Source organism: Microbacterium sp. LWO13-1.2, assembly GCF_038397725.1.
Classification (GTDB): domain Bacteria; phylum Actinomycetota; class Actinomycetes; order Actinomycetales; family Microbacteriaceae; genus Microbacterium.
The window spans coordinates 2,737,315-2,762,728 of record NZ_CP151634.1; the positions used below are offsets into that span (position 1 = coordinate 2,737,315).

Sequence of the window (25,414 nt, forward strand, 5' to 3'; positions counted from 1 at the left end):
GTTCGGCCGAGTAGGCTAGTCGTTTGCGTCGCGATCCGGCGCGTGAGCGTATGAGGAGTCTCGTGGCACTAACCACCGACGTCAAGGCTGAGCTGGTCAGCATCCGTAATGCACCCCCCACGGTGCGTGTCGCGGAGGTTACCGCCATTCTCCGGTTCGCCGGTGGGCTGCATTCGATCGCGGGTCGTGTCGCGGTCGAGGCGGAGGTGGATGCCGAGACTCTCGCGCGCCGCGTCGCCCGGGATCTCGCCGAGATCTACGGCGTGCGTCCGGAGATCGCACAGGTGCAGTCGAGCACCGCCAACGAGGGCGCACGCTGGGCCGTCCGCGTCATCGCCGCAGGCGAGACCCTCGCCAGGCAGACCGGCCTCCTCGACCAGCGCCGACGCCCCGTGCGCGGCCTGCCGAACCGCCTCACCACCGGTTCTCGCGAAGAGGTCGCCGGCCTCTGGCGCGGCGCGTTCCTCGCCGCGGGAACCCTCAGCGAGCCCGGGCGTTCCGCCATGCTCGAGGTGGCCTGCCCGTCGTCGGAGGCCGCCATGGCACTCGTCGGCGCCGCCCACCGGCTCGGTGTCGCCGCCAAGGCGCGTGAGGTCCGCGGGATGCCGCGCGTCGTCGTCCGCGAGGGCGAGGCCATCCGCACCATCCTCAACGAGATGGGCGCCCAGCGGACGGCCGTCGCATGGGAGGAGCTCCGTCAGCGCCGTGAGGTGCGTGCCGGGGTGAACCGCCTGGTGAACTTCGACGATGCGAACCTCCGCCGTTCGGCGCAGGCCGCTGTCGCCGCCTGCGCACGCGTGGAGCGCGCACTGGAGATCCTCGGCGACGACGTGCCCGATCATCTGCGTCTCGCCGGCGCGCTTCGTCTCGCGCACCGCGACGCGAGCCTCGACGAACTCGGCCACCACGCGGATCCGCCGTTGACGAAGGACGCCGTCGCCGGCCGCATCCGTCGTCTGCTCGCGACCGCAGACAAGCGTGCGCAGCAGGAGGGCATCCCCGGCACCGAGGCCGCAGTGCCCGCCGGTCTCGACGTCTGAGCCCGTCATAGCCGGAAGGATCCGGTCCGCCCCGACGTTCTCGTCACTAGGATGAATAACGTCTGCTCCACGCCGCACTTCGGTGGCGCGGAGGATCGGCAAGCGCCGCGGCGCGGCGCGGATTGGATGAAAGCGATATGGCAACCTACACGCTCCCCGACCTCCCGTACGACTTCGCAGCCCTTGAGCCGCACATCAGCGGGAAGATCATGGAACTCCACCATGGCAAGCACCACGCGGCCTACGTCGCCGGCGCGAATGCGGCGCTCGACGGGCTCGCCGAGGCTCGCGAGAGCGGCAACCTTGCGAACGTCAACAAGCTGGAGAAGGACCTGGCGTTCAACCTCGGCGGCCACGTCAACCACTCCATCTTCTGGACCAACCTGTCGCCGAACGGCGGAGGACAGCCCGAGGGCGAGCTGAAGGCAGCGATCGAGGAGTTCTTCGGATCCTTCGAGAAGTTCCAGGCGCACTTCACCGCCAACGCGATGGGCATCCAGGGCTCCGGCTGGTCCGTGCTCAGCTGGGACTCGATCGGCCAGCGCCTGATCATCCAGCAGCTGTTCGACCAGCAGTCCAACGCTGCGCAGGGCACCGTGCCGATCTTCCAGCTCGACATGTGGGAGCACGCTTTCTACCTCGACTACCTCAATGTGAAGGCCGACTACGTCAAGGCGGCGTGGAACATCGCCAACTGGGAGAACGTCGCTCAGCGCTTCGTAACAGCCCGCGAGAAGACTGCAGGCCTGCTGGTACTGTCGTAAGCAAGACGGGCGTCCCGATGGGCCAACTGCCCGTCGGGACGCCGTTGTCCATGCTTCTCTAGTTGAAACCGCGCGCGAGCGCTCGAGAAATCAGGAGACCTTAGTGTCTGTCAAGATCGGTATCAACGGCTTCGGCCGCATCGGACGCAACTACTTCCGCGCGGCTCTCGCGCAGGGCGCAGACATCGAAATCGTCGCAGTCAACGACCTCACCGACAACAAGACCCTCGCACACCTGCTGAAGTACGACTCCTCCGCGGGTGTCCTCGATGCAGAGATCAGCTTCGACGACGAGAGCATCACCGTCAACGGCAAGACCATCAAGGCGTTCGCCGAGCGCGACCCCGCCAACCTCCCCTGGGGCGAACTGGGTGTCGACATCGTCATCGAGTCGACTGGGTTCTTCACCAAGGCCGACCTCGCCAAGAAGCACATCGACGCCGGCGCGAAGAAGGTTCTCATCTCCGCTCCCGCGACCGGCGACGACCGCACCATCGTCATGGGCGTGAACGAGGAGACCTACAACCCGGAGACGGACCACATCCTCTCCAACGCCTCGTGCACGACCAACTGCCTCGCCCCGCTCGCCAAGGTCTTCAACGACGAGTTCGGTATCGTCCGCGGCTTCATGATGACGGCGCACGCGTACACGGCAGACCAGAACCTCCAGGACGGCCCGCACGGCGACCTGCGCCGTGCACGCGCAGCGGCGATCAACATCGTCCCGGCGTCCACCGGTGCCGCGAAGGCGATCGGAACGGTTCTGCCCGAGCTCAACGGCAAGCTCAGCGGCTCGTCGTACCGCGTTCCGGTTCCGGTCGGCTCGATCGTCGACCTCACGCTGATCACCGAGCGTGAAGACCTCACCGTCGACGTGATCAACGCCGCGTACAAGAAGGCCGCTGACGAGGGTCGCCTCGCCGGCTACCTGCAGTACAACGCCGACGACATCGTCTCGACCGACATCGTGCACAACGCGCACTCGTCGATCTTCGACTCCACGCTGACCAACGTCAGCGGCAACCTGGTCAAGGTCTCGAGCTGGTACGACAACGAGTGGGGCTACTCCAACCGCCTCGTCGACCTGACCGAGTACGTCGCAGAGCGTCTCTGAGCTCGACATGACTCTGCGCACCCTGGACTCTCTGGGTTCGCTCGAAGGCAAGCGCGTCATCGTCCGTTGTGACCTCAATGTCCCCTTGCGGGACGGGGTCATCACGGACGATGGTCGTGTGCGCGCTTCGCTGCCGACCTTGAACGCCCTCATCAACGCCGGAGCACGCGTCATCGTGTGCTCCCACCTCGGACGCCCTGACGGGGCGCCCGACCCGCAGTACAGCCTCGAACCGGTCGCTCAGCGTCTCTCCGAGCTGCTCGGCAAGCCGGTGGCGTTCGCGCGCGACACGGTGGGGGAGTCGGCACACGATGCCGTCGCGTCTCTCGAGGACGGTGGCGTCGTCGTCATCGAGAACCTGCGCTTCAACGCGGGCGAGACGGCGAAGGACGACGCGACGCGTCAGGCCTTCGCCGCGCAGCTCGCAGAACTCGCTGACGTGCTGGTCTCCGACGGTTTCGGCGTCGTGCATCGCAAGCAGGCGAGCGTCTACGACCTCGCGGAACTGCTGCCATCGGCGGCGGGACTCCTGATCGCAGCCGAACTCGACGTCCTGGACCGTCTCACCGAGAAGCCGGAGCGACCGTACGCGGTCGTGCTGGGCGGCTCGAAGGTCAGCGACAAGCTCGGCGTGATCTCGCATCTACTTCCGCGCGTCGACCGGATCCTCGTCGGCGGCGGAATGCTGTTCACGTTCCTCAAGGCGCAGGGACACGCCGTCGCATCCAGTCTCCTCGAAGAGGACCAGCTCGACACCGTCCGCGGCTACCTCGCCGAGGCGGAGAAGCGCGGCGTCGAGATCGTGCTCCCGACCGATGTGGTCGTCGCGGCGTCATTCTCGGCGGATGCCGCGCATGAGATCGCAGCGGCGGACGCGATCGAGGAGACCGCGTTCGGTGCTTCCGGGATCGGGCTCGACATCGGCCCCGAGACCGCTGCGCGCTTCGCCGAGGTCATCCGCACCTCGAAGACGGTGTTCTGGAACGGGCCGATGGGCGTGTTCGAGTTCCCGGCCTTCGCCGCGGGGACCAAGACCGTCGCACAGGCGCTCACCGAGGTCGACGGACTCAGCGTCGTCGGCGGCGGAGACTCGGCCGCCGCCGTGCGGCAGCTCGGCTTCTCTGATGACCAGTTCGGTCACATCTCGACGGGTGGAGGCGCCAGCCTCGAATTCCTCGAGGGCAAGAAACTACCCGGCCTGGAGGTGCTCGGATGGGCATAAGCGCTCGTACCCCGCTGATCGCGGGAAACTGGAAGATGAACCTCGATCACCTGCAGGCGGTGGCGTTCGTGCAGAAGCTGCACTGGACGCTGAAGGATGCCAAGCACGAGGACGGTTCGGTCGAAGTCGCGGTCTTCCCACCCTTCACGGACATCCGCAGCGTGCAGACGCTCATCGATGCGGACAAGATCCCGTTCGCGCTCGGCGCCCAGGATCTGTCGGCACATGACTCCGGTGCGTACACCGGTGAGGTGTCCGGTGCGTTCCTGGCCAAGCTCGACGCGAAGTACGTCATCATCGGTCACTCCGAGCGTCGTGAGTACCACGCCGAGTCGGACGAGGTCGTCGCATCCAAGGTGCAGGCCGCGCTGAAGCACGCGCTCGTGCCGGTGATCTGCGTCGGCGAGACCGCGGAGGACCTGGAGAAGTTCGGTGCCAGCGCCGTTCCGGTCGGTCAGCTCGAGGTCGCGCTCCAGGGCGTGTCGAAGGACGCTGACATCGTTGTGGCGTACGAGCCGGTCTGGGCCATCGGCTCGGGTCAGGCGGCGACGCCGCAGCAGGCGCAGGACGTCTGCGCGACACTGCGCGGCGTGATCGCGAAGGTTCTGGGGGAGGATGCGGCTGCTCGCACCCGCGTCCTCTACGGCGGCTCGGTGAAGTCCGCCAACATCGCCAGCTTCATGCGTGAGCCTGATGTGGACGGTGCCCTTGTCGGCGGCGCGAGCCTCGTCGTCGATGAGTTCGCAGCGATCATCCGTTTCCAGAAGCACGTCGGCGTGTGAGTGTGACGGGGCTGCGGCCCCGTCACACCGTATACTTGACCGTTACGAGGGCAAATCTGCCCTGGCGAAAGGCTCTTCTTCGTGGCAATTCTCGAGTTCGTCCTGCAGGTCGTGCTGGGTATCACCAGCGTCCTGCTGACCCTCCTCATCCTCCTCCACAAGGGCCGCGGTGGCGGCCTGTCCGACATGTTCGGTGGGGGAATGTCGTCGGCGGTCGGCTCGTCCGGTCTCGCGGAGCGGAACCTCAATCGCTTCACTGTGGTCTTGGCGCTGGTGTGGTTCGTCGCCATCGTCGCGCTGGGGCTCATCACGAAGTTCGAGGTGATCTGATGGCTACCGGTGGTAACGCCATTCGCGGCACGCGTGTCGGTTCTGGCCCGATGGGCGAGCAGGACCACGGCTATCATGCCGACCGCATTGCAGTGTCGTATTGGGACGGTCTCGGTAACGAGACGGTCCGCTACTTCGCCGCCGGTCTCCCGGACGAGGAGATCCCCGAGACCATCGACCACCCGCAGTCGGGCCTCCCGGCTGGCCGGGACAAGGAGAACCCGCCGGCTCTCGCCAAGCCGGAGCCGTACAAGACGCACCTCGCTTATGTGAAGGAACGTCGCACCGATGAGGAAGCCGTCCAGCTCCTGGAAGACGCCCTCACTCAGCTGCGCGAGCGTCGGGGTCAGTGACCACCACGCTCTGATGAAGAAACCGCCACGACTGAGTCGTGGCGGTTTCTTCGTCTGCGGTCAGCGGCAGCCCGCGGCAGCGTCGATGTACGACTGCGGGGGATAGCCGTACGCCCACACTCCGTTCGCATCATCGGTGAAGCCCATGCTGATCGCCCAGCCGGTCGCCCACTTCTCGATGCTGTCCTGAGTGGAGTCGTCGTACATGTCTGCGCACTTCACGCTGATGGCGTGGCCGACCTCGTGCGCGACGAGTGCCTGACTCATCGCGGACGGCCACTGCTCGGCCACGGAGTCGGACAGCTCGATCGTCGCGTAGCCGGGGTCGTCGTACCACCAGGTCGTGTATCCGCCCATGCCGCCGTCGAGTCCGAAGCCGTTGACGAGTTGAGCCCAGTCGAACTCGAGCAGCACACCGGGAGCCAGGCTTCGCGCGAAGGCCTCCACTTCGAGACGCGTGCCCTGCAGCGGACCGGCCTTTTCTGCGATCTCCGCCTGCTCTGAGGTGACGATCTGCGTGGCGGCCGACTCCAGGGCGATGAACGCGTCAGCGGCGCCCTGGTCGATCGTGGTCGTGTAGGAGACCTCCTCGGCGGCGTCGCGCAGAGCGATCACGTCAAGGTTCCGGGCGGAGATGTGCGCCGCTTCGAGCGCAGAGGCGCTGTCTGCCGCCGAGACCAGGGCGGCGACGCCGGATTCGGTCACGGTCGTCGCGGTGGCAACGGCGTCATCGCTTTGATCCTGGAGATCTTCGGCATGCGCGTCTGCACGCGCGCGATCTTCATTGAGCTTCTGCGTCTCGGAGAACAGCTCCCAGAACCAGAAGGGCTTGTCGTCCGTCTGCGGCAGGGTGACTGCGAGAGCGTCGTCTGCTGCGGATGCTTTCGTCTGGCCTTCCGACACGGCGACGCCGAGTGCGTCTGTTGAGCTCGCATCGAGCAGGGTGCCGCTGTTGTTCTCGAGAATGAGCGCCGCTGCATCCGTCGTCGTCCGCAGAGCGCCGACCTCGGCCCTGAGCTGTTCCGCGGTGGTTGCGGCGGCGGAAACGGAATCCTGGTACGCCGCTTCGGCACCGTCGTATCCGGCGTGGGACGAGAGCTGCACCGCGGCGATGGTGGCGACGGCCGCCACGGCGCCGAGAGAGCCGAGGATCGCGCCAGTGCGCCTCTTGCGCGGTACAACCGGCGGCGGCGTGATCGGACCGGTCATCTGTGCCGGGAGCGCGTGTCCGCCGGCCGGATAGGGGTGACTCACGATGTTTCGTCTCCTGCCTCCGCACCGCCGTGCGATCGTCGACATGAGTCTAATCAGGCGCGAATGCAGAAGGCCCCGCCACTGGCGGGGCCTTCTGAGAACGAGGGGCTGACGAGAATCGAACTCGCATCATCTGTTTGGAAGACAGAGGCTTTACCACTAAGCTACAGCCCCGAATCAGATCCTTCACGGACACTGACCGGACTCATCGATCATAGCGGACTGTCGCGGGTGCTCTCGTCCGTTAGACTTCATGGGGCTGAATCCGCGTGCGGATTCCCCGGGGCGTAGCTCAGCTTGGTAGAGCGCCCGCTTTGGGAGCGGGAGGTCGCAGGTTCAACTCCTGTCGCCCCGACACGACTTCCACAGGCATCACAGCCGCGATTCAGCGCGGAAATGACAAGGAGAACGAACCAGCATGGCGAACAGCACCGTCGAGAAGCTGACCCCGACCCGGGTCAAGCTCAGCATCACGGTCACCCCGGACGACCTCAAGCCGAGCATCGCTCACGCGTACGAGCACATCGCTCAGGATGTCCAGATCCCCGGCTTCCGCAAGGGCAAGGTCCCGGCTCCGATCATCGACCAGCGCATCGGTCGCGGCGCGGTCATCGAGCACGCCGTCAACGAGGGCCTCGACCAGTTCTTCCGTGCCGCCACCGCCGAGCACAAGCTCCGCGTGGTCGGCCGCCCGGCCGCCGAGATCATCGAGTGGCCGAACGAGAAGGACTTCTCCGGAGACCTGCTCGTCGACATCGAGGTGGACGTCCGCCCCGACATCGAGCTGCCCTCCTACGACGGCATCACGGTGACCGTCGACGCCGTCGAGACCGACGAGGCGGCCCTCGACGAGGAGCTCGACCGTCTGCGCGCCCGCTTCGGCACGCTCATCCCGGTCGACCGTCCCGCTGCCAAGGGCGACTTCGTCGAGCTCGACCTCGTCGCCGCGATCGACGGCGCTGAGATCGACCGCGCCGAGGGAGTCTCGTACGAGGTCGGCTCGGGCGAGCTCCTCGAGGGCATCGACGACGCGATCGAGTCGCTCACCGCTGGTGAGGACACCACCTTCCGCTCCGCTCTCGTCGGTGGTGACCACGCCGGTGCAGAGGCCGAGGTCTCCGTCACCGTCAAGGCCGTCAAGGAGCGCGAGCTTCCTGAGGCTGACGACGACTTCGCGCAGATCGCCAGCGAGTTCGACACCATCGCCGAGCTCCGCGCGAGCCTCGCCGAGCGCGTTGCCGAGCAGGGCGTGTTCGCCCAGGGTTCCGCGGCGCGCGACAAGCTCGTCGAGACGCTGCTCGAGCAGATCGACATCCCGGTTCCGCCGAAGCTCATCGAGGATGAGGTGCACAGCCACCTCGAGGGTGAAGGCCGCCTCGAGGACGACGAGCACCGCGCCGAGGTGACGGAGGCCAGCGAGAAGCAGTTCCGCACGCAGGTGCTCCTCGACACGATCGCCGAGCAGGCCGACGTGCAGGTCTCGCAGGACGAGCTCAGCCAGTACCTGATCCAGTCCGCTGCGCAGTACGGCATGGCGCCCCAGGAGTTCGTCGAGGCGCTGCAGTCCTCGAACCAGCTCCCGGCACTCGTCGGCGAGGTCGCGCGCAACAAGGCTCTCGCTGTCGCGCTCGGCAAGGTGACGGTCGTCGACACCAACGGCAAGCCTGTCGACCTCACCGGCTTCATCGGTGGCGACGACGAGCAGGATGCTGCTGAGGTCGAGGAGAAGCCGGCCAAGAAGGCTCCGGCCAAGAAGCCCGCTGCGAAGAAGGCCCCCGCGAAGAAGGCGGCCGATGACGCAGACGCTGCCGAAGCCGCTGCGGACAAGCCCGCTGCGAAGAAGCCCGCCGCCAAGAAGGCTCCGGCCAAGAAGGCGGCCGACAAGGCCGAGTGATCGCCACGCGATCGTGACGAAAGGGGCGGGTGCTGCGGCATCCGCCCCTTTTTCATTCGAGGGGGAGTGCATGACGAACTGGGAAGAACAGATCGATGCCGTCTGGAGCGACCGGACGCTCTCGGACGCACAACGTATCGAGCGGATCGACGCGCTTGCCGAGCAGCGACCGGACCATGACGCCCGCGCTCTCTTCGAACGCGCCGGTGCCCGTGACTCCGCGGGGCTCGAGGCGGCGGCGGAGGGTCTGTATCGGCAAGCCCTCGACGCGGGGCTCGACGATGAGCACCGAGCTCAGGCCGCCATCCAGCTTGCCAGCACGCTGCGCAATCTCGGGCGGATCGAAGAGGCGCTGGAGATGCTTCGTGCGGAACGCGAGCGAGGAGGCCCGCTGGCCGATGCGGCTGCCGCGTTCTACGCGTTGACGCTGGCATCGAAAGGCGATCCGTATACCGCTGCGGCCGTTGCCCTCGAAACTCTCGCTCCGCACCTCCCGCTGTACACGCGTTCCGTCGCGGCGTATGCCAAGGAACTCGCTGCCCCGCCACGCTGATATGCCGACGGCGAACACGGCCGGAGCGCTGCGTTGTCGCCGGTAGATTCGAATCACCGAAACACGGAAACAGGAGCTGACATGGCTGCAGAACCCCTCGTCGCGACGAGTGTCTTCGACAGGCTGCTGAAGGACCGCATCATCTGGCTGGGTTCAGAGGTGCGCGACTCGAACGCCAATGAGATCTGCGCGAAGATCCTTCTTCTCGCCGCAGAAGACTCAGAGAAGGACATCTACCTCTACATCAACTCGCCCGGTGGCTCGATCACCGCTGGCATGGCGATCTACGACACGATGCAGTTCGTGCCGAACGACATCGTCACCGTCGGAATCGGCATGGCGGCCTCCATGGGTCAGCTGCTGCTCACCAGCGGCACCAAGGGCAAGCGCTACATCACGCCGAACGCGCGCGTGCTGCTGCACCAGCCGCACGGTGGCTTCGGCGGTACGTCCAGCGACATCCAGACCCAGGCGCAGCTCATCCTCTCGATGAAGAAGCGTCTCGCGGAGATCACGGCATCGCAGACCGGCAAGTCGGTCGATCAGATCAACGCCGACGGCGACCGCGACCGCTGGTTCACCGCGGACGAGGCCCTCGAGTACGGCTTCGTCGACCACATCCGCGAGCACGCGAGCGATGTGACCGGCGGCGGCGGCACTGCGGACGCCGCAGAATAACGGATTCGAGAGGACTCACATGTACACCCCGACCTTCCAATCCGCAGGCAACCTGCCCTCCAGCCGCTACGTTCTCCCGCAGTTCGAAGAGCGCACGGCCTACGGCTTCAAGCGCCAGGACCCGTACAACAAGCTCTTCGAAGATCGCGTGATCTTCCTGGGCGTGCAGGTCGACGACGCATCCGCCGACGACGTGATGGCACAGCTCCTTGTCCTGGAGAGCCAGGACGCCGAGCGAGACATCACGATGTACATCAACTCGCCCGGTGGCTCCTTCACCGCGATGACCGCGATCTACGACACGATGCAGTACGTCGCGCCGCAGATCCAGACGGTCGTGCTCGGCCAGGCGGCGTCGGCTGCGGCTGTGCTGCTCGCGGCCGGTGCTCCCGGCAAGCGTCTCGCGCTGCCGAACGCCCGCGTGCTGATCCACCAGCCCGCGATGGGCGAGGCAGGTCAGGGCCAGGCGTCCGACATCGAGATCCAGGCCGCGGAGATTCTCCGCATGCGCACGTGGCTCGAGGAGACGATGGCCTCGCACACGGGTAAGCCCGTCGAGCAGGTCAACCGCGACATCGACCGCGACAACATCCTCTCGGCCGCTCAGGCGCTCGAGTACGGAATCGTCGACCAGGTGCTCACCACGCGCAAGCGCGCGTAGCATCTCGGCAAGAGAGGGCGGTCCGGGTTTCCGGACCGCCCTTTTGCGCACCCCCGAGGAACCGGTACTGCGCCGGGGTTTCGGAGGAGCGCGAATGCGCGTCGGTCGTGAACCGCCTGCTCATCTGAGCACCGGAGTGCGCGGATGGGGTTGACGGCTTACGCTGGAGACGAAGGAGGATGCCGTGGACGACGAATTGCTCATGGTCAGGGTCGCTGAACTCTCGTACGACGAGGACAAGACTCAGGACGAGATCGGCGCCCTGCTCAAGATCTCCCGGTGGAAGGTCGGCCGGCTGCTCACGCAAGCGCGCGAACGCGGCATCGTCCGCATCGAGATCGTGCATCCTCGGGCTCGTCGGCTCGGACTCGAGCGCGCGCTGGTCGAGCGATTCGGCCTCGCCGAAGCGGTCGTCGTGCCGTCGCCCTCCGGCGAGGAGAGCACTCTCGACCGGGTCGCCCAGGCGGCAGCCGACTTCCTGACGACCCTTCGCCCGGTGCCGCGGACCCTCGGCGTGAGCTGGGGACGCACGCTCCGCGCGGTCGCCGAGGCGCTCACCGACGGCTGGGCGCACGGCGTGACCGTGGTCCAGCTCAACGGCGGAGTCAGCCTGAACCGCCGCTCCGGCGGAGCTGCCGGCCTCGCCGGGATGATCGCACAGCGTGCATCCGGACACGTCTCCCTGCTGCCGAGCCCCGCCATTCTGGAGCGGGTGGAGACGAAGCTGGCGATCGAGGCCGATCGCACCGTCGCGGCTGTTCTCGAAGAGGCCACCCAGGCGCAGGCATTCCTGTTCACCGCCGGTCCCTGCGACGCCAGCTCCGCCCACGTCGAGAACGGCTACCTCAGCGTTCAGGACGTCGAGGAGCTCGCCAGGCGCGGTGCCGTCGGTGACGTCCTCGGGCGCTACGTCGATGCCGACGGCAACATCGTGGACCCGCAGCTGGATGCCCGCACCGTCGGTGTCGGGCTCGCTCGCCTGCGAACGGCGAAGACGGCGATCTTCGTCACCGCAGGCCCCGCAAAACATGACATCGCGCGTACAGTCGTCAGCAGCGGCCTATGCAGCGTTCTGGTGACCGATGAGACCACAGCCCGAGCATTGTTGGAGGAACAGTGACGACCAAGGAATTGAGCCGCAGAACAGCGGTGGACGTGCTGGGCGGTGAGCCCGATGATGCGACGCTGCGGCGGTTCCTGCACGGGCTCCCCGGAGTGGATGCGGTAGGTCTCGAGCAGCGAGCTGCTGGACTCGGCACCCGTTCGATCAAGACGACTTCGAAGGCATGGGCGCTGGACACGATCATCAAACTGATCGACCTGACCACGCTGGAGGGATCGGACACGCCTGGCAAGGTGCGCTCGCTCGTCGCCAAGGCGAAGAACCCGGATGCCGCCGATCCGTCGTGCCCGAAGGTCGCGGCCGTCTGCGTATACGGCGACATGGTCGGCGACGCGGTCGCCGCCCTCGGCGGCATGCACGGCGACCCGGACGACGGACTGATCTCGGTCGCCGCGGTCGCCACCGCGTTCCCGAGCGGACGCTCCTCCCTCGAGATCAAACTCGCGGACACGGCGGATGCAGTCGCCGCGGGTGCCGACGAGATCGACATGGTGATCGATCGCGGTGCGTTCCTCTCCGGGCGGTACGGCCTCGTGTTCGACCAGATCGCCCGGGTGAAGGAAGCCTGCCGTCGCGAGGACGGCAGCTACGCCTCGCTGAAGGTCATCCTGGAAACGGGTGAGCTCAACACCTACGACAACATCAAGCGGGCCTCGTGGCTCGGCATCCTGGCCGGGGGCGACTTCATCAAGACGTCGACGGGCAAGGTGCAGCCTGCCGCGACCCTGCCGACCACTCTGCTCATCCTGGAGACCGTCCGCGACTGGCACCAGGCGACCGGCGAGAAGATCGGGGTGAAGCCCGCTGGCGGCATCCGGTCGTCGAAGGATGCGATCAAGTACCTCGTCACCGTCGCAGAGACCGTTGGCGAGGAATGGTTGCAGCCGCACCTGTTCCGTTTCGGGGCCTCCAGCCTGCTGAACGACGTTCTCCTGCAGCGCCAGAAGCTCACCACCGGCCACTACTCGGGCCCCGACTACGTCACGATCGACTAGGACAACGCATATGTCATTCCTGGAATACGCTCCCGCGCCGGAATCGAAGGCGCTCCTGAACCTCAAGGACAGCTACGGTCTGTTCATCGACGGCGAGTTCGTCGACGGATCGGGCGCCAGCTTCTCCACCATCTCGCCGGCCGATGAGTCGCGCATCGCCGAGATCGCATCGGCGAGCGATGACGACGTCGACCGTGCCGTCGCCGCAGCGCGACGCGCCTACGAGAAGACCTGGTCGAAGATGAGTGGTCGCGATCGGGGCAAGTACCTGTTCCGCATCGCCCGTCTCGTGCAGGAGCGCGCGCGTGAACTCGCCGTCGCGGAAAGCCTCGACAACGGCAAGCCGATCAAGGAGAGTCGCGACGTCGACGTGCCGCTCGTCGCCGCCTGGTTCTTCTACTACGCGGGCTGGGCCGACAAGCTCGATCACGCCGGCCTCGGCGCGAATCCGCGCTCGCTGGGCGTAGCCGGCCAGATCATCCCGTGGAACTTCCCGCTGCTGATGCTCGCGTGGAAGCTAGCTCCGGCCCTCGCTGCCGGCAACACCGTGGTGCTGAAGCCGGCGGAGACCACGCCGCTGACCGCACTCATCTTCGCCGAGATCCTGCAGCAGGCCGACCTCCCGGCCGGTGTGGTGAACATCATCACCGGTGCCGGCTCGACCGGAGCATCCCTCGTCCGGCATCCAGATGTCGACAAGGTGGCCTTCACCGGCTCCACCGGCGTCGGCCGTGACATCGCTCGCGCCGTCGCCGGTACGATGAAGAAGGTCACCCTGGAACTCGGCGGCAAGGCTGCGAACATCGTCTTCGACGACGCCCCCATCGACCAGGCCGTCGAGGGCATCGTCAACGGCATCTTCTTCAATCAGGGACACGTCTGCTGCGCCGGCAGCCGCCTGCTCGTGCAGGAGTCGATCCACGACGAGGTCATCGACCGGCTGAAGAACCGGCTTTCCACTCTGCGTCTCGGCGACCCCCTGGACAAGAACACCGACATCGGTGCGATCAACTCGGCCGCCCAGCTCGCCCGCATCCGCGAACTCAGCGACATCGGCGAGGCCGAAGGCGCCGAGCGGTGGACCGCCGACTGCGTCATTCCAGAGAAGGGGTTCTGGTTCGCGCCGACGATCTTCACCGGAGTCGAGGCCTCGCACCGCATCGCACGCGACGAGGTGTTCGGGCCGGTGCTGTCGGTGCTCACCTTCCGCACGCCGGCCGAGGCCATCGCGAAGGCGAACAACACGCCGTACGGCCTCTCCGCCGGGATCTGGTCCGACAAGGGCTCCCGTATCCTTGCCGTCGCCGACCGGCTGCGCGCTGGTGTCATCTGGGCGAACACGTTCAACCGTTTCGATCCGTCGAGCCCGTTCGGCGGCTACAAGGAGTCCGGTTACGGCCGCGAAGGCGGACGTCAGGGACTCACCGCCTACCTGAAGGGGGCTGCAGCATGAGCAAGCGACTGACCGTGCCGAAGACGTACAAGCTCGCCATCGGCGGCGCTTTCCCTCGAAGCGAATCGGGACGCACCTACGAGGTGCTCTCGGCGAAGGGCGCGTTCCTCGCGAATGCCGCGCAGGGTTCGCGCAAGGATGCTCGGGATGCCGTCGTCGCCGCCCGCGCCGCCGTGAAGGGGTGGTCCGGGGCGACCGCGTACAACCGTGGGCAGGTGCTGTACCGCGTCGCCGAAGTGCTCGAGGGGCGTCGTGCGCAGTTCGTCGACGAGATCGTGGCGCAGGAGGGCATCTCTGCGGCTGCCGCCGGAGCGCAGGTCGACGAAGCGATCGACCTCTGGGTCTGGTACGCCGGCTGGTGCGACAAGTACGCCCAGATCGCAGGCAACGCCAACCCGGTCGCCGGTCCGTACTTCAACATCTCGGTGCCGGAGCCGACCGGTGTGGTCGCGATCGTCGCACCGCAGGATTCCGCCCTGCTCGGTTTCGTCTCGGTCGTCGCCCCGGCGCTGGTCGCAGGCAACTCCATCGTCGTGATCGCGAGCGAACGGTTCCCGCTGTCGGCGATCAGCCTCGCGGAGGTGCTGGCGACGAGTGACGTCCCAGGGGGAGTGGTCAACGTCCTCACCGGGTCGCCCGCGGAGATGGCCCCGTGGCTGGCCTCGCATCAGGACGTCAACGCCCTCGACCTCGCCGGAGCGGGGGACCTCGAGTGGGTCGACCTGCAGATCGCCGCGGCCGACACGCTGAAGCGCGTGATCGCGCCGGGCGAGGTCATCGCCTCACCGGAGCGGATCTCGGCTTTCACTGAGATCAAGACGGTGTGGCACACGAAGTCGATGGTGTGATCGGCGTGAGCCCGGGATTCGGCGGATCGAACCCGGGCTCAGGTGTCGCTCAAGAAATGTGTAGGCACTACTTCATCGCGCGCCGGTGGCTGGACTCGGTTGCGAACGGGCCCCAGCGGCTTCATCGTGGAGCGGATGCTCGCTCAGGTCCCGTTTGAGTCGCTGAAGAGCGCGTGCGTATCTTGTGCGTGCAGTCGAATCATTGATCGAAAGGAGCCGTGCTGCCTCGGCGATGCTGAATCCATCCCAGTGGATCAGCATCACGAGTTCCCGTGATCGCTTGTTGAGCGCCTTGATTGCGTTTCTGGCTGTCTCCGCGCGCATGTTCGCCTCAACGACCGAATCTGCCGCGTTGTCGTGCAGTGGAGAGACGCGGAGGTGATCTCGTAGCTCGTCGGCGAGGGCGAGGCGTTTGGCAGCACTCCTATAGTGTTCGCGGAGAACGTTGCGCGCAATCCCGAAGCACCACATCCGTGCGTCCGTGTCGCTCGATGGGACCTTCGTGCCGCTCTCCCAGAGCGCCAGCAGGACCAGTCCGAGAAGGTCTGCGGCATCTTCGGGTAAGTTGACCCGTCGTCTGAAGTAGCGGAGAAGGCCGTCAGCGTTCTCATCCACGACGATCGCGATCCAGTCGTGAAGTTCCTGGGGAACGGGAGCACGGACCATCAGCGCAGCTGTCCCGTGCAGTCCATGGTTCCGCCCACTTGTTGACCTTCTGCCCGCAGCTCAGCGGGAATCTCTCCATAGAGGACACCCCCTATTGCGAGGTTGAAGGAGTGCCTGTCGCGGAGTTCCTGCGTGTCGGTCTCCCAGACGTCGTTGGGGCCGGGGGCGAACGGGTTCGCGATCGCTTCCTCGTACACACGCTGACCGATTCCGGTCCAGTCGTGGTTCTGGGCGAACTCCGCGAGCCGCTCGTCGGCGGCGCTTCGAGTGGCCGGGTCACCGAAGTAGATGCCGTAACGGCAGCTCACGTCGACGCCGGTGTCCGTCGTGTAGAGGATCGGGATCTCCACATCCATCTCGACCGGCGTACCGTTCACCGCGATGCCGAGTGGAATCATCACCGCGGCTCCGGTCAGAGCTATGGCTCCGGCGATGCCGAGGGGAATCATCGTGCGGCGGCGCTTCCACCAGGGCGCGCGGGTTAGGGTTCCCGCGATTGATGCTTCCCGAGTGTCGACGGTCATTCGACGCACGAGATCGTGGAGTCTCGCGTCCTCGCCCGCAGCGACGGGGTCGGCGGATGCGAGATCCGACCGCAGCAGTTCGTTCATCATGGCTCCTTCGTCATCATCCCTCAGACAGGACATGACAGAAGCGAGCCAAACCGTCTCAATCCGCGATCCAACTAAATGATCGGGTGTGAAGTTCGATCTCACGAGGAGCAAGGTGTGATCAGAGCCTGACCCGGCGTGGGTCGTTCGCCATCGGCGAGCGGCCCCGCGCCAATGCGGCCCAGTGTCCCTTGCAGCGGTTAGGCTCAGATGACGATCTCTGGATCCCCCCTAGGAGGACGCGCATGGCCCGTATCGGTGAAAGCGCTGACCTGTTCAAGTGCTCGTTCTGCGGAAAGAGCCAGAAGCAGGTGCAGCAGCTCATCGCTGGCCCCGGTGTGTACATCTGCGACGAGTGCGTCGAGCTGTGCAACGAGATCATCGAGGAGCGGATGGCGGAATCCTCCGCCGAGGGCACAGCCGAGTTCGATCTGCCCAAGCCGCGTGAGATCTTCGCGTTCCTCGAGGAATATGTCGTCGGCCAGGAGCCGGCGAAGCGCGCACTCGCGGTAGCGGTCTACAACCACTACAAGCGCGTCCGCGCGCACGGCACTCTGCAGACGGCCGAGCAGAAGGCCGAAGAGGTCGAGATCGCGAAGAGCAACATCCTGCTGATCGGACCGACGGGCTGTGGCAAGACGTACCTCGCGCAGACACTCGCGAAGCGGCTGAACGTGCCGTTCGCCGTCGCCGACGCCACCGCCCTCACCGAAGCGGGATACGTCGGCGAAGACGTCGAGAACATCCTGCTCAAGCTGATCCAGGCCGCCGACTACGACGTCAAGCGCGCTGAGCAGGGCATCATCTACATCGACGAGGTCGACAAGATCGCCCGTAAAGCGGAGAACCCGTCGATCACGCGTGACGTGTCCGGCGAGGGTGTGCAGCAGGCGCTGCTGAAGATCATCGAGGGCACGGTCGCCTCGGTTCCGCCGCAGGGCGGACGCAAGCACCCGCACCAGGAGTTCCTGCAGATCGACACGACCAACGTGCTGTTCATCGTCGCCGGCGCCTTCGCCGGGCTCGAGGACATCGTGTCGGCTCGCGTCGGCAAGCACGGCATCGGCTTCGGTGCCCCGCTGCACGACAAGACCAAGGATCTCGACCTCTTCAGTGAGGTGCTGCCGGAGGATCTGCACAAGTTCGGGCTCATCCCCGAGTTCATCGGCCGCCTGCCCGTCGTCACGAACGTGTCGCCGCTGGATCAGGACGCGCTGATGGAGATCCTCACCGGTCCGCGGAACGCCCTGGTGAAGCAGTATCAGCGCATGTTCGAGTTGGACGGCGTGCAGCTCGAGTTCGATGAGGAGGCGCTGCGCTCGATCGCCGATCTCGCCGTCGATCGCAAGACCGGTGCCCGCGGTCTCCGCGCGATCCTCGAAGACGTCCTCGGACCGATCATGTTCGAGATCCCGTCGGCTGATGACGTCGCCAAGGTGATCGTCACGAAGGCCGCCGTCGACGAGGGCGCACCGCCGACGATCATCATGGAGCGTAAGCGCAAGAGCGCGTGAACGGAACCGTCGTCGCCCTCGGAGGCGGCGGGTTCTCGATGTCAGACGACGGCACATCGCTGATCGACGACTATCTTCTGGAGCTGACCGGCGCGGCGAAACCCCGTGTCTGCTTCGTGCCGACGGCCAGCGGAGACTCCGACTCGTACAGTAGGCGTTTCGAGGCCGCTTTCGCGGGACGCGCCGAGACATCCGTGCTTTCGTTGTTCTGCCAGGATCCATGGGGTTACACCGATCCCCGGATGCTGCTCGACCAGGATCTGGTCTACGTCGGCGGCGGTTCGACAGCGAACCTCCTCGCGCTGTGGCGCCTGCACGGGCTGACGGAGATCCTGCGTGAGGCGGCGAGCAACGGCACGGTGCTCGCGGGAATCAGCGCAGGAATGAACTGCTGGTTCGAGGCGTCGTCGACGGACTCATTCGGTCCGCTCGCCCCGCTGGCGGACGGTCTCGGATTCGTGAAGGGCAGCGCCTGCCCGCATTACCTCGGCGAGCCCGATCGGCGGGAGAAGTATCTGAGCTGGGTCGCGACGGGCGCGCTGCCCGACGGCTACGCGGTCGACGACTATGCCGCGATCGTCATGCGCGACGGGTCGCTGCACGAGGCGATCGCGGAGCGTCCCGGCCAGCCGGTGTTCCGTGTCGAACGTGCCGGTGACGAGGCGATCGAGCACGCCATTCCAGTGCGGGTGCTCCAGAACCCTTCCTGACCCGCCCATTCTGATTCCGGGCTCGATTATCTGTCCACGCGCAACTCGGCGATGAGGATGGCCGTGTCTGCTTCTCGCCATTCCGAGTGCCGGATGACCGCGAAACCTTGTGACGCGAACGTCGCGCGCAGTGTCTCAACCGAGTCGAACGAATCGTGGTCCACGGGAACCGACCGGTACTTCACAGGACCCGGTTGACGGCCATCGCGCAGAAACGTCGCCGTCACGACCCGGCCACCTGGCCGCAGCATCCGCCGCCACTCCGCCACGGCACGAACAGAATCGGGGATGAGGTGCAAGGCCGTCACGCAGGTGATCAGGTCGACGGAGGAGTCGGGGAGTGGGACAACCGCAGCATCCGCCTCAATCCACGTGGCACGTGGCAGCGCATCGCGGGCGACAGTCAGCATCCCCGGAGAGATGTCCGTGCCGACCATTTCGAGTCCGGCCGCTCTGTCGTGGAGTGCGCGGAGGACGAGACCGGTGCCGGTCGCGACGTCGAGGACATCATGAACGCGACCCAGCTCCACGAAGTCCGCGACCGCGTTCGCCAGCTCGCGATGCATCACGCTTTCGTCGTATACGGGTGCACGTCCGTCGAACACGTCGCGGATCGCTGCGAGCGCGTCGTCGGTCACGCGTCCAGGCCGCGCCGCTTCAGCAGCGGAGCGATCTCGGCATCGCGGCCACGGAAGTCACGGTAGGCCGCAAGCGGATCCATCGAGCCGCCGACGCCGAGCAGGCGCTGACGGAACCGGTCGCCGTTCTCCCGAGTCAGGCCCCCGTTCGAGCGGAACCATTCCACAGTGTCGGCGTCGAGCACCTCGCTCCAGATGTAGGAGTAATAGCCCGCGCTGTAGCCGCCGGAGAAGACGTGCGCGAAGTACGTCGACGAATAGCGCGTGGGGACGACGGGGTTGTCCAACCCGATGTCCGCGAGCGCGGTGGCCTCGAATGACGCGACATCGACGGCTCCGTCCGATGGCCCGACCCGGTGCCAGGCCTGATCGAGCCACGCTGCCGCGAGGTATTCGCTTGTTGCATGCCCCTGGTTGAACGTCTCGGTCGCACGCAGGCGGTCCACGATGGCAGGATCGAGCGGCTCGCCGGTCTCGTAATGCTTCGCATAGTTGTCGAGCACCTCCGGCCAGAGGATCCACATCTCGTTGACCTGGCTGGGGAACTCGACGAAGTCCCGGAAGACGTTCGTTCCGGCGAAGTGCGGGTACGTCACGGTCGCGAACAGGCCGTGCAGCGCGTGCCCGAACTCGTGGAAGAGCGTCGTCACCTCGTCGAGCGTGAGCAGCGTCGGCTCGCCGTCACCGGGGAGCGGCACATTGAGATTGTTGACCACAACCGCGGCGGTCCCTCTTAGACGGGACTGGCTCACGATCGGGTTCATCCACGCGCCGCCGCGCTTGGAATCCCGGGTGTAGAGGTCGAGGACGTACAGGCCCAGGGGGCTGTCGTCTTCGTTGTGCACCTCGAAGACGCGCGCGCCGGGGTGGTAGGCGGCGAGGTCACCGCGCTCGGTGAACCGCACGCCGTACAACTGGGTAGCGGCGTAGAAGACGCCCTCCTGCAGCACCCGCTCCGCCTCGAACCACGGTCGGAGCGCGCCGGTGTCGATGTCGAATCGAGCGGTCCGGACACGCTCGGTGAAGTACGCCCAATCGTGGGCTGCGACCGTGAACGGCTCCGCTTCGGTCTCATCGACGATGGACTGCAGCGCGGCTTGTTCAGCCCGGGCATTCCGGGCCGCAGGTGCGGCGAGTTCGCGCAGCATCTGCTCGACAGCCAGCGGATCGCCTGCGGTCTCGTCGGCCGTGACATACGCCGCATGCGAGTCGTAGCCGAGCAGGGCCGCGCGCTCGGCGCGCAGACCTACGATCTCGCTGAGCACCGGGCGGTTGTCGTGCTCGTTGTCTCGCGCGCCGCGCGCCTGTGACGCCTCGAGGATGCGCTGACGGGAGCTCCGGTCCCGGAGCTGTGCGAGGTACGGATGCCCCGTGAACAGCGGCAGCGACACCAGGAAGCGACCGGGAAGCCCGCGTTCCTCGGCGGCGCGGGCAGCCGAGGAAAGCTCGCCGACCGTCAGCCCGTCGAGCTCCGCGGCGGAGTCGAACACGACCGCGAGATCGTTGGTGTCGGCGAGGAGATTCCGTTCGAAGACGTTGCTGAGCGTCGACAGCTGCTGATTGAGACCGGTCAGACGTGCCTTCGCGGCATCGTCGAGCGCGGCGCCGGCATGCGTCATCTCGCGGTGGTGACGCTCGACGAGGTAACGCTGTTCGGCGTCGAGTTCCCGCGCGTCCAGCTGCGCATGCACCTGCTGCACCCGCCAGTACAACTGACTGTTCAGGATGATCGCATCCTGGTGGGCGGCCATCAGCGGTGCGAGCTCCGCATCGATCTCCTGGATCTCCTCCGTCGCGTCGGCTGAGCTGACCGTGTAGAAGACGTGCGCCACGCGGTCGAGCAGTTCACCGGCGCGCTCCAGCGCTTCGATCGTGTTCTCGAAGGTGGGCATGGAACGCACCATCGTGATCCGGTCGATCTCTCGGAGGTGTTCCTCGAACGCGGCGCGGAAGGCAGGAAGGTAGTGCTCGGGCCGGATCGCACTGTAGTCAGGGAGACCGTAGGGGAGTACGGATGGCTGCAGCAACGGGTTCGTGGCATCGGTCATCCTTCGAGCCTAGGGCGCATCGGCATCCAGCGGCTCACTCGCTCAGCCGTGTCATCACCCGCTGCAGAGCCTCGACGACGACCCGCACCGAACGCCGGCGAAGGTTCTCCGGCCGCGCCAGCAGGTCGATCATCCGGTGCGTGCTCACCCCCTGCAGGGGCAGCCGGACGATATCGCGGTCATCGGCGCTCCTGGACGTGTAGCGGGGCAGCATGCCGATCGCGTCGCCAGCGGCGACCACCGCGGACACCGCGCCGTAGTCGTTGATCCGGTGCTGCACGTGGATCGTGCGGTTCGTGACCGCGGCGACGGCACGGAGGACATCGTCGGGGGAGTACCCGATTCGACTCGTCACCCAGAGTTCCCCGGCGACGTCGGCTGGTGTGAGGGTCTTGCGAGAGGCGAGCACATGAGTCTTCGCGACGGCGATGTCCAGCGGCTCGCGAACCAGCGTGAGGCTCCGGATGCCCTCGGCCGGCCACGGAGCGGTGTGCTCCATCCGGTGAGCCAGCACGAGGTCGTATCGGGCGGTGAGGGCCGGAAAGTCGCTCTGCGCGACGTCTTCATCGGTCAGTTGCACCGTGGGTGATGACGTCGATGTCGACAGTTCGCGGACGAGCGAGCCGAAGAGTGCCTGACCGACGCTGTGGAACCCGCTCAGCGTGACGATTCCGGTGGTGTCGGTTTCGAAGTCGTCCAGTGCGTTGCGTGCAGCCGCCATCGCGTCGATCGCCTCGGCGCCCGCCGCGGCGAGCACCTCGCCGGCTGCGGTGAGCATCAGGGTTCGGCCTTCTTTGCGTGTCAGCGGAGTTCGGAAGCCGCGTTGCAGGGCGGAGAGTTGCTGGGACACGGCGGAGGGAGTCACTCGCAACTGTGCAGCGACGGCGGTGACGCTTCCGAGTGCGCCGAGCTCGCGGAGGATCTGCAGCTGATGGAGTTCCATTCCGAAAGTCTAGAGTTAAGAGCTGGCTTAACGAATAGTGCAGTAATCAGCGATTGCTCTACATGGTGCAAGTGCGGTGTGATCGAGTCATGAAAGCACTGTTCAAAGCCGAACGCGCAGCCGGGCTCGAGCTCGTCGAGCGCCCCGACCCCGTGGCCGGCGCCGACGAAGTGATCATCCGGGTGCTGCGCACCGGCATCTGCGGCACCGACCTGCACATCCAGCGCTGGGACGACTGGGCGGCATCCGCCGTCGTCGCCCCGCTGATTCCGGGTCACGAGTTCTACGGTGAGGTCGTCGAGGTCGGTCCGCTCGTGCACGACATCGCCGTGGGCGACCGCGTGTCCGGCGAAGGACACATCGTGTGCGGCACATGTCGCAACTGCCGTGCCGGCCGTCGCCAGATGTGCATCCGCACGATCGGGCTGGGCTTGCAGCGCGACGGCGCGTTCGCCGAATACCTCTCGCTTCCGGCGGCCAACGTCTGGGTGCACCACGCCGAGGTCAGCCCAGAGCTGGGTGCGATCTTCGACCCGCTCGGCAACGCGGTGCACACCGCCCTCACGTTCCCGCTGATCGGCGAGGATGTCCTGGTCACCGGCTGCGGCCCGATCGGACTGATGGCGATCGCCGTCGCACGGCATGCCGGTGCGCGCTTCATCGTCGCCACCGACGTCAGTGCTCCGCGATTGGAGATGGCACGGCAGATGGGCGCGAACGAGGTCGTGGACGTCTCGGTGCGCGACATCCGCGAGGCGCAGGTGGCCCTCGGCATGCGCGAAGGCTTCGACATCGGTTTCGAGATGAGCGGGGCGCCCTCGGCGCTTCCCGGCATGATCGACAACATGAACCACGGCGGCCGCATCGCGATGCTGGGCCTGCCGAGCAGCGAGTTCGGGGTCGACTGGGGAAAGCTCGTCACGCACATGCTGACCATCAAGGGCATCTACGGTCGTGAGATGTTCGAGACCTGGAACGCGATGGGCGCGATGCTGCAGACCAGCGCGACGTTGCGCGCATCGATCGGGCAGGTCATCGCCGAGGTGATTCCGGCGCGTGACTGGGAGCGCGGATTCGCGGCCTCTGAGTCAGCAGGAACGGGCAAGATCATCCTCGATTGGACGGAGTTGTGATGTACGGAACTTTCCAGAAGCACGTGGCGGCCGAGCTGGCCGGCATCGAAGAGGCCGGGCTCACCAAGCACGAGCGCGGCATCCGCGGGCCGCAGAGTGCCGAGATCACCGCCGACGGCGCGGCGGTTCTGAACTTCTGCGCGAACAACTACCTGGGGCTCGCTGACGATCCCCGGATTCTGGATGCCGCGACGGCGGCTCTTCAGGAGTGGGGCTACGGCCTCGCCAGCGTGCGCTTCATCTGCGGCACGCAGGAGCAGCATCTGGAGCTCGAGCGGCGCCTGTCCGGTTTCCTCGGCACCGACGACGCCATCTTGTACTCGTCATGCTTCGACGCCAACGGGGGAGTGTTCGAGACGCTGTTCAGCGCGGAGGACGCGATCATCTCCGACGAGCTCAACCATGCGTCGATCATCGACGGCATCCGCCTCTCCAAGGCTCGACGGCTCCGCTACCGCAACCGCGACATGGCAGACCTCGAGGAGCAGTTGCGAGCGGCATCGGATGCACGCTTCCGGGTGGTCGTCACCGACGGCGTGTTCTCGATGGACGGCTACATCGCACCGCTGGCCGAGATCTGCGACCTCGCCGAGCGCTACGACGCGCTGGTGTTCGTGGACGACTCCCACGCGGTCGGTTTCGTGGGCGAAAACGGTCGCGGCACGCCCGAGCTCTGTGGCGTCGCGGACCGCGTGGACATCTACACCGGCACGTTCGGGAAGGCCCTGGGCGGGGCTTCTGGTGGATACGTCGCTTCGCACGCCGACATCGTCGCCCTCCTGCGTCAGCGCTCGCGCCCCTACCTCTTCTCGAACACTCTGGCGCCCGCGATCGTGGCGGGAACCCTGACCGCGCTCGACCTCGTCGAGGGTTCGGCGGATCTGAGGGCGCAACTGCGCGACAACGCCGCACTGTTCCGGGAGCGGATGGCGACGGAGGGATTCGACCTGCTTCCCGGTGAGCATCCGATCGTTCCCGTGATGTTCGGCGACGCCGCGCTCACCGCCCGCGTCGCGAGGGAGATGCAGGCCCAGGGGATCTACGTCACAGCGTTCAGCTTCCCGGTCGTGCCGCGAGGGGCGGCGCGGATCCGTGTGCAGCTGTCTGCCGCGCACACCGCGGAACAGATCGAGCGCTGCGTCGCGGCATTCGTCGCCGCCCGCGCGTCGGTGAGTTGATCCTCAACACTTGCAAAGAAACACTTGCAAAGAAGTCTTTGCAAAGGTATCTTTGCATGCATGACGGATGACACGCAGGTTCGAAGGCTTGATTCGGGGGCGCTGAAGGCGCTGGCGCATCCGTTGCGCGTGCAGATCTTCGATCTCCTTGCTGCACAGGGACCGCAGACCGCGAGTTCCCTCGCCGGCCTCGTCGGAGAGACCTCGGGGTCGATGAGCTATCACCTGCGGGCCCTTGCCGCGCACGGACTGATCCAGGAAGTCGAGGGGCGCGGCACGGCGCGCGAGCGCTGGTGGGAGCGCCCGAAGGGGCGCATCGAGGTACCGGGACCCGACGAGTCCACATCGCCCGCGAGTCGCGCGGCAGCCCAGATCGTCACTGCGGAGTTCTTCCGCCTGCGTCACGAGACGCTCATGGCGTATCTCAACCGGCCGCAGTCAGAGGTGCCGGAGGAATGGCGCGACGTCGGTCTCACGATGACGACCCACCTCGATATGACGCCGCCCCAGGTGTTCGCGCTGCGCGAGGAGATGGAGGCGCTCGTCGAGAGCGCGATCCAGCGCTTCCGCGGTCAGACCGGCCCTGATGTTCGTCGCGTCTCTCTCCGCGCCGAGATCTTCGACCTTCCGACGGCGAACAGCCGCCAGACCAGCCCTGAGGAGTGATCATGACCACTGCAACGCTTCGACTCGCCGCACCGACACGCTTCGAACGACTTCTCCAGCAGGTCGCGCTCGGACTGTCTCGCCACGTCGAACGCCGCATCGTCGCCCGCGCCGAGCGTCGCGAGATCGCCCTCGACATGCTGCGCGAGCAGCAGGCGCGCCGACACGACCCGCGGGCCGTGGATCACGCCCTCGCGCAGCTCGGCCTGCCGAGGCGCTGAGAATCCCGTCGGGCGTTTCGTC

At 66.3% G+C, this 25,414-nt stretch carries 27 protein-coding genes and 2 tRNA genes; 22 read left to right on the forward strand and 7 right to left on the reverse strand.

The window, feature by feature from the left end; genetic code table 11:
• Positions 1-62 precede the first annotated feature (62 nt).
• The 7 genes from whiA (at position 63) to MRBLWO13_RS12995 (ending at position 5,605) form a co-directional block, all read left to right on the forward strand.
• Positions 63-1,040: a DNA-binding protein WhiA gene (whiA, locus tag MRBLWO13_RS12965; RefSeq protein ID WP_341974410.1), complete on the forward strand. Its 978-nt coding sequence runs from the start codon at positions 63-65 to the stop codon at positions 1,038-1,040.
• 137 nt (positions 1,041-1,177) lie between these two features.
• Positions 1,178-1,804: a superoxide dismutase gene (locus MRBLWO13_RS12970; protein WP_341974411.1), complete on the forward strand. Its 627-nt coding sequence runs from the start codon at positions 1,178-1,180 to the stop codon at positions 1,802-1,804.
• Between the two features lie 103 nt (positions 1,805-1,907).
• Positions 1,908-2,918 carry a type I glyceraldehyde-3-phosphate dehydrogenase gene (gene gap / locus MRBLWO13_RS12975; RefSeq protein WP_341974412.1) on the forward strand — a complete coding sequence of 337 codons (1,011 nt, stop codon included), beginning with the start codon at positions 1,908-1,910 and terminating at the stop codon, positions 2,916-2,918.
• A 7-nt stretch (positions 2,919-2,925) separates the two neighbouring features.
• Positions 2,926-4,140, forward strand: a complete 1,215-nt coding sequence (locus tag MRBLWO13_RS12980; protein WP_341974413.1) for a phosphoglycerate kinase — start codon at positions 2,926-2,928, stop codon at positions 4,138-4,140.
• Positions 4,131-4,922: a triose-phosphate isomerase gene (gene tpiA / locus MRBLWO13_RS12985; RefSeq protein WP_341974414.1), complete on the forward strand. Its 792-nt coding sequence runs from the start codon at positions 4,131-4,133 to the stop codon at positions 4,920-4,922. Before MRBLWO13_RS12980 ends, tpiA begins: the two co-directional genes overlap by 10 nt.
• A gap of 81 nt (positions 4,923-5,003) precedes the next feature.
• Positions 5,004-5,252, forward strand: a complete 249-nt coding sequence (gene secG, locus MRBLWO13_RS12990) for a preprotein translocase subunit SecG (RefSeq protein WP_102192666.1) — start codon at positions 5,004-5,006, stop codon at positions 5,250-5,252.
• Positions 5,252-5,605, forward strand: coding sequence for an RNA polymerase-binding protein RbpA (locus tag MRBLWO13_RS12995; protein WP_102192665.1), 354 nt, complete (start codon positions 5,252-5,254; stop codon positions 5,603-5,605). Before secG ends, MRBLWO13_RS12995 begins: the two co-directional genes overlap by 1 nt.
• Positions 5,606-5,665: 60 nt before the next feature.
• On the opposite strand, the gene MRBLWO13_RS13000 is transcribed toward MRBLWO13_RS12995, so the two are convergent.
• Together MRBLWO13_RS13000 and MRBLWO13_RS13005 are read right to left on the reverse strand one after the other, a co-directional pair.
• On the reverse strand, positions 5,666-6,859 hold the full coding sequence (locus MRBLWO13_RS13000; RefSeq protein ID WP_341974415.1) for a hypothetical protein: 1,194 nt from the start codon (positions 6,857-6,859) through the stop codon (positions 5,666-5,668).
• 103 nt (positions 6,860-6,962) lie between these two features.
• A tRNA-Gly gene (locus tag MRBLWO13_RS13005) sits at positions 6,963-7,033 on the reverse strand.
• Positions 7,034-7,140: 107 nt separating this feature from the next.
• Here MRBLWO13_RS13005 and MRBLWO13_RS13010 point away from each other — a divergent pair.
• The 9 genes from MRBLWO13_RS13010 (at position 7,141) to MRBLWO13_RS13050 (ending at position 15,064) form a co-directional block, all read left to right on the forward strand.
• Positions 7,141-7,214, forward strand: a tRNA-Pro gene (locus tag MRBLWO13_RS13010).
• A 63-nt stretch (positions 7,215-7,277) separates the two neighbouring features.
• A complete protein-coding gene (gene tig, locus MRBLWO13_RS13015) occupies positions 7,278-8,753 on the forward strand; it encodes a trigger factor (RefSeq protein WP_341974416.1) in 1,476 nt (491 codons plus the stop codon).
• Positions 8,754-8,823: 70 nt separating this feature from the next.
• Positions 8,824-9,306, forward strand: coding sequence for a tetratricopeptide repeat protein (locus MRBLWO13_RS13020; protein WP_341974417.1), 483 nt, complete (start codon positions 8,824-8,826; stop codon positions 9,304-9,306).
• Between the two features lie 81 nt (positions 9,307-9,387).
• Positions 9,388-9,984, forward strand: a complete 597-nt coding sequence (locus MRBLWO13_RS13025) for an ATP-dependent Clp protease proteolytic subunit (protein ID WP_341974418.1) — start codon at positions 9,388-9,390, stop codon at positions 9,982-9,984.
• A 19-nt stretch (positions 9,985-10,003) separates the two neighbouring features.
• Positions 10,004-10,645 carry an ATP-dependent Clp protease proteolytic subunit gene (locus MRBLWO13_RS13030; RefSeq protein WP_341974419.1) on the forward strand — a complete coding sequence of 214 codons (642 nt, stop codon included), beginning with the start codon at positions 10,004-10,006 and terminating at the stop codon, positions 10,643-10,645.
• A 184-nt stretch (positions 10,646-10,829) separates the two neighbouring features.
• On the forward strand, positions 10,830-11,765 hold the full coding sequence (locus MRBLWO13_RS13035) for a sugar-binding transcriptional regulator (protein ID WP_341974420.1): 936 nt from the start codon (positions 10,830-10,832) through the stop codon (positions 11,763-11,765).
• Positions 11,762-12,763: a deoxyribose-phosphate aldolase gene (gene deoC, locus MRBLWO13_RS13040; RefSeq protein ID WP_341974421.1), complete on the forward strand. Its 1,002-nt coding sequence runs from the start codon at positions 11,762-11,764 to the stop codon at positions 12,761-12,763. Before MRBLWO13_RS13035 ends, deoC begins: the two co-directional genes overlap by 4 nt.
• 10 nt (positions 12,764-12,773) lie before the next feature.
• Positions 12,774-14,216, forward strand: coding sequence for an aldehyde dehydrogenase family protein (locus MRBLWO13_RS13045; RefSeq protein ID WP_341974422.1), 1,443 nt, complete (start codon positions 12,774-12,776; stop codon positions 14,214-14,216).
• Positions 14,213-15,064 carry an aldehyde dehydrogenase family protein gene (locus tag MRBLWO13_RS13050; protein ID WP_341974423.1) on the forward strand — a complete coding sequence of 284 codons (852 nt, stop codon included), beginning with the start codon at positions 14,213-14,215 and terminating at the stop codon, positions 15,062-15,064. Before MRBLWO13_RS13045 ends, MRBLWO13_RS13050 begins: the two co-directional genes overlap by 4 nt.
• Positions 15,065-15,136: 72 nt before the next feature.
• Here MRBLWO13_RS13050 and MRBLWO13_RS13055 read toward each other — a convergent pair whose 3' ends face one another.
• Together MRBLWO13_RS13055 and MRBLWO13_RS13060 are read right to left on the reverse strand one after the other, a co-directional pair.
• Positions 15,137-15,730: a sigma-70 family RNA polymerase sigma factor gene (locus MRBLWO13_RS13055; protein WP_341974424.1), complete on the reverse strand. Its 594-nt coding sequence runs from the start codon at positions 15,728-15,730 to the stop codon at positions 15,137-15,139.
• Entirely contained in the window at positions 15,730-16,341 is a 612-nt protein-coding gene (locus MRBLWO13_RS13060; protein ID WP_341974425.1) for a hypothetical protein, read from the reverse strand. The genes MRBLWO13_RS13055 and MRBLWO13_RS13060 overlap by 1 nt, the downstream gene beginning before the upstream one ends.
• A gap of 245 nt (positions 16,342-16,586) precedes the next feature.
• On the opposite strand from MRBLWO13_RS13060, the gene clpX reads away from it, so the two are divergent.
• On the forward strand, positions 16,587-17,855 hold the full coding sequence (gene clpX / locus MRBLWO13_RS13065) for an ATP-dependent Clp protease ATP-binding subunit ClpX (RefSeq protein WP_341974426.1): 1,269 nt from the start codon (positions 16,587-16,589) through the stop codon (positions 17,853-17,855).
• Positions 17,852-18,565, forward strand: a complete 714-nt coding sequence (locus MRBLWO13_RS13070; RefSeq protein ID WP_341974427.1) for a peptidase E — start codon at positions 17,852-17,854, stop codon at positions 18,563-18,565. The genes clpX and MRBLWO13_RS13070 overlap by 4 nt, the downstream gene beginning before the upstream one ends.
• 26 nt (positions 18,566-18,591) lie before the next feature.
• Here the strand turns inward: MRBLWO13_RS13070 and MRBLWO13_RS13075 are convergent, their stop codons facing one another.
• The 3 genes from MRBLWO13_RS13075 to MRBLWO13_RS13085 are packed head-to-tail and all read right to left on the reverse strand — an operon-like array spanning position 18,592 to position 22,194.
• A complete protein-coding gene (locus tag MRBLWO13_RS13075; RefSeq protein WP_341974428.1) occupies positions 18,592-19,203 on the reverse strand; it encodes a methyltransferase domain-containing protein in 612 nt (203 codons plus the stop codon).
• Positions 19,200-21,251: a M3 family metallopeptidase gene (locus MRBLWO13_RS13080; protein WP_341974429.1), complete on the reverse strand. Its 2,052-nt coding sequence runs from the start codon at positions 21,249-21,251 to the stop codon at positions 19,200-19,202. Before MRBLWO13_RS13080 ends, MRBLWO13_RS13075 begins: the two co-directional genes overlap by 4 nt.
• A gap of 34 nt (positions 21,252-21,285) precedes the next feature.
• Complete coding sequence (locus tag MRBLWO13_RS13085) at positions 21,286-22,194, reverse strand: LysR family transcriptional regulator (protein ID WP_341974430.1); 909 nt, start codon at positions 22,192-22,194, stop codon at positions 21,286-21,288.
• Between the two features lie 89 nt (positions 22,195-22,283).
• Here MRBLWO13_RS13085 and tdh point away from each other — a divergent pair, with 89 nt between their 5' ends.
• The 4 genes from tdh to MRBLWO13_RS13105 are packed head-to-tail and all read left to right on the forward strand — an operon-like array spanning position 22,284 to position 25,392.
• On the forward strand, positions 22,284-23,327 hold the full coding sequence (gene tdh / locus MRBLWO13_RS13090) for an L-threonine 3-dehydrogenase (RefSeq protein ID WP_341974431.1): 1,044 nt from the start codon (positions 22,284-22,286) through the stop codon (positions 23,325-23,327).
• Complete coding sequence (locus tag MRBLWO13_RS13095) at positions 23,327-24,505, forward strand: glycine C-acetyltransferase (RefSeq protein WP_341974432.1); 1,179 nt, start codon at positions 23,327-23,329, stop codon at positions 24,503-24,505. The genes tdh and MRBLWO13_RS13095 overlap by 1 nt, the downstream gene beginning before the upstream one ends.
• A gap of 60 nt (positions 24,506-24,565) precedes the next feature.
• On the forward strand, positions 24,566-25,171 hold the full coding sequence (locus MRBLWO13_RS13100; RefSeq protein ID WP_341974433.1) for a helix-turn-helix domain-containing protein: 606 nt from the start codon (positions 24,566-24,568) through the stop codon (positions 25,169-25,171).
• Positions 25,172-25,173: 2 nt separating this feature from the next.
• Complete coding sequence (locus tag MRBLWO13_RS13105) at positions 25,174-25,392, forward strand: hypothetical protein (protein WP_341974434.1); 219 nt, start codon at positions 25,174-25,176, stop codon at positions 25,390-25,392.
• The last annotated feature ends 22 nt before the right edge of the window (positions 25,393-25,414 follow it).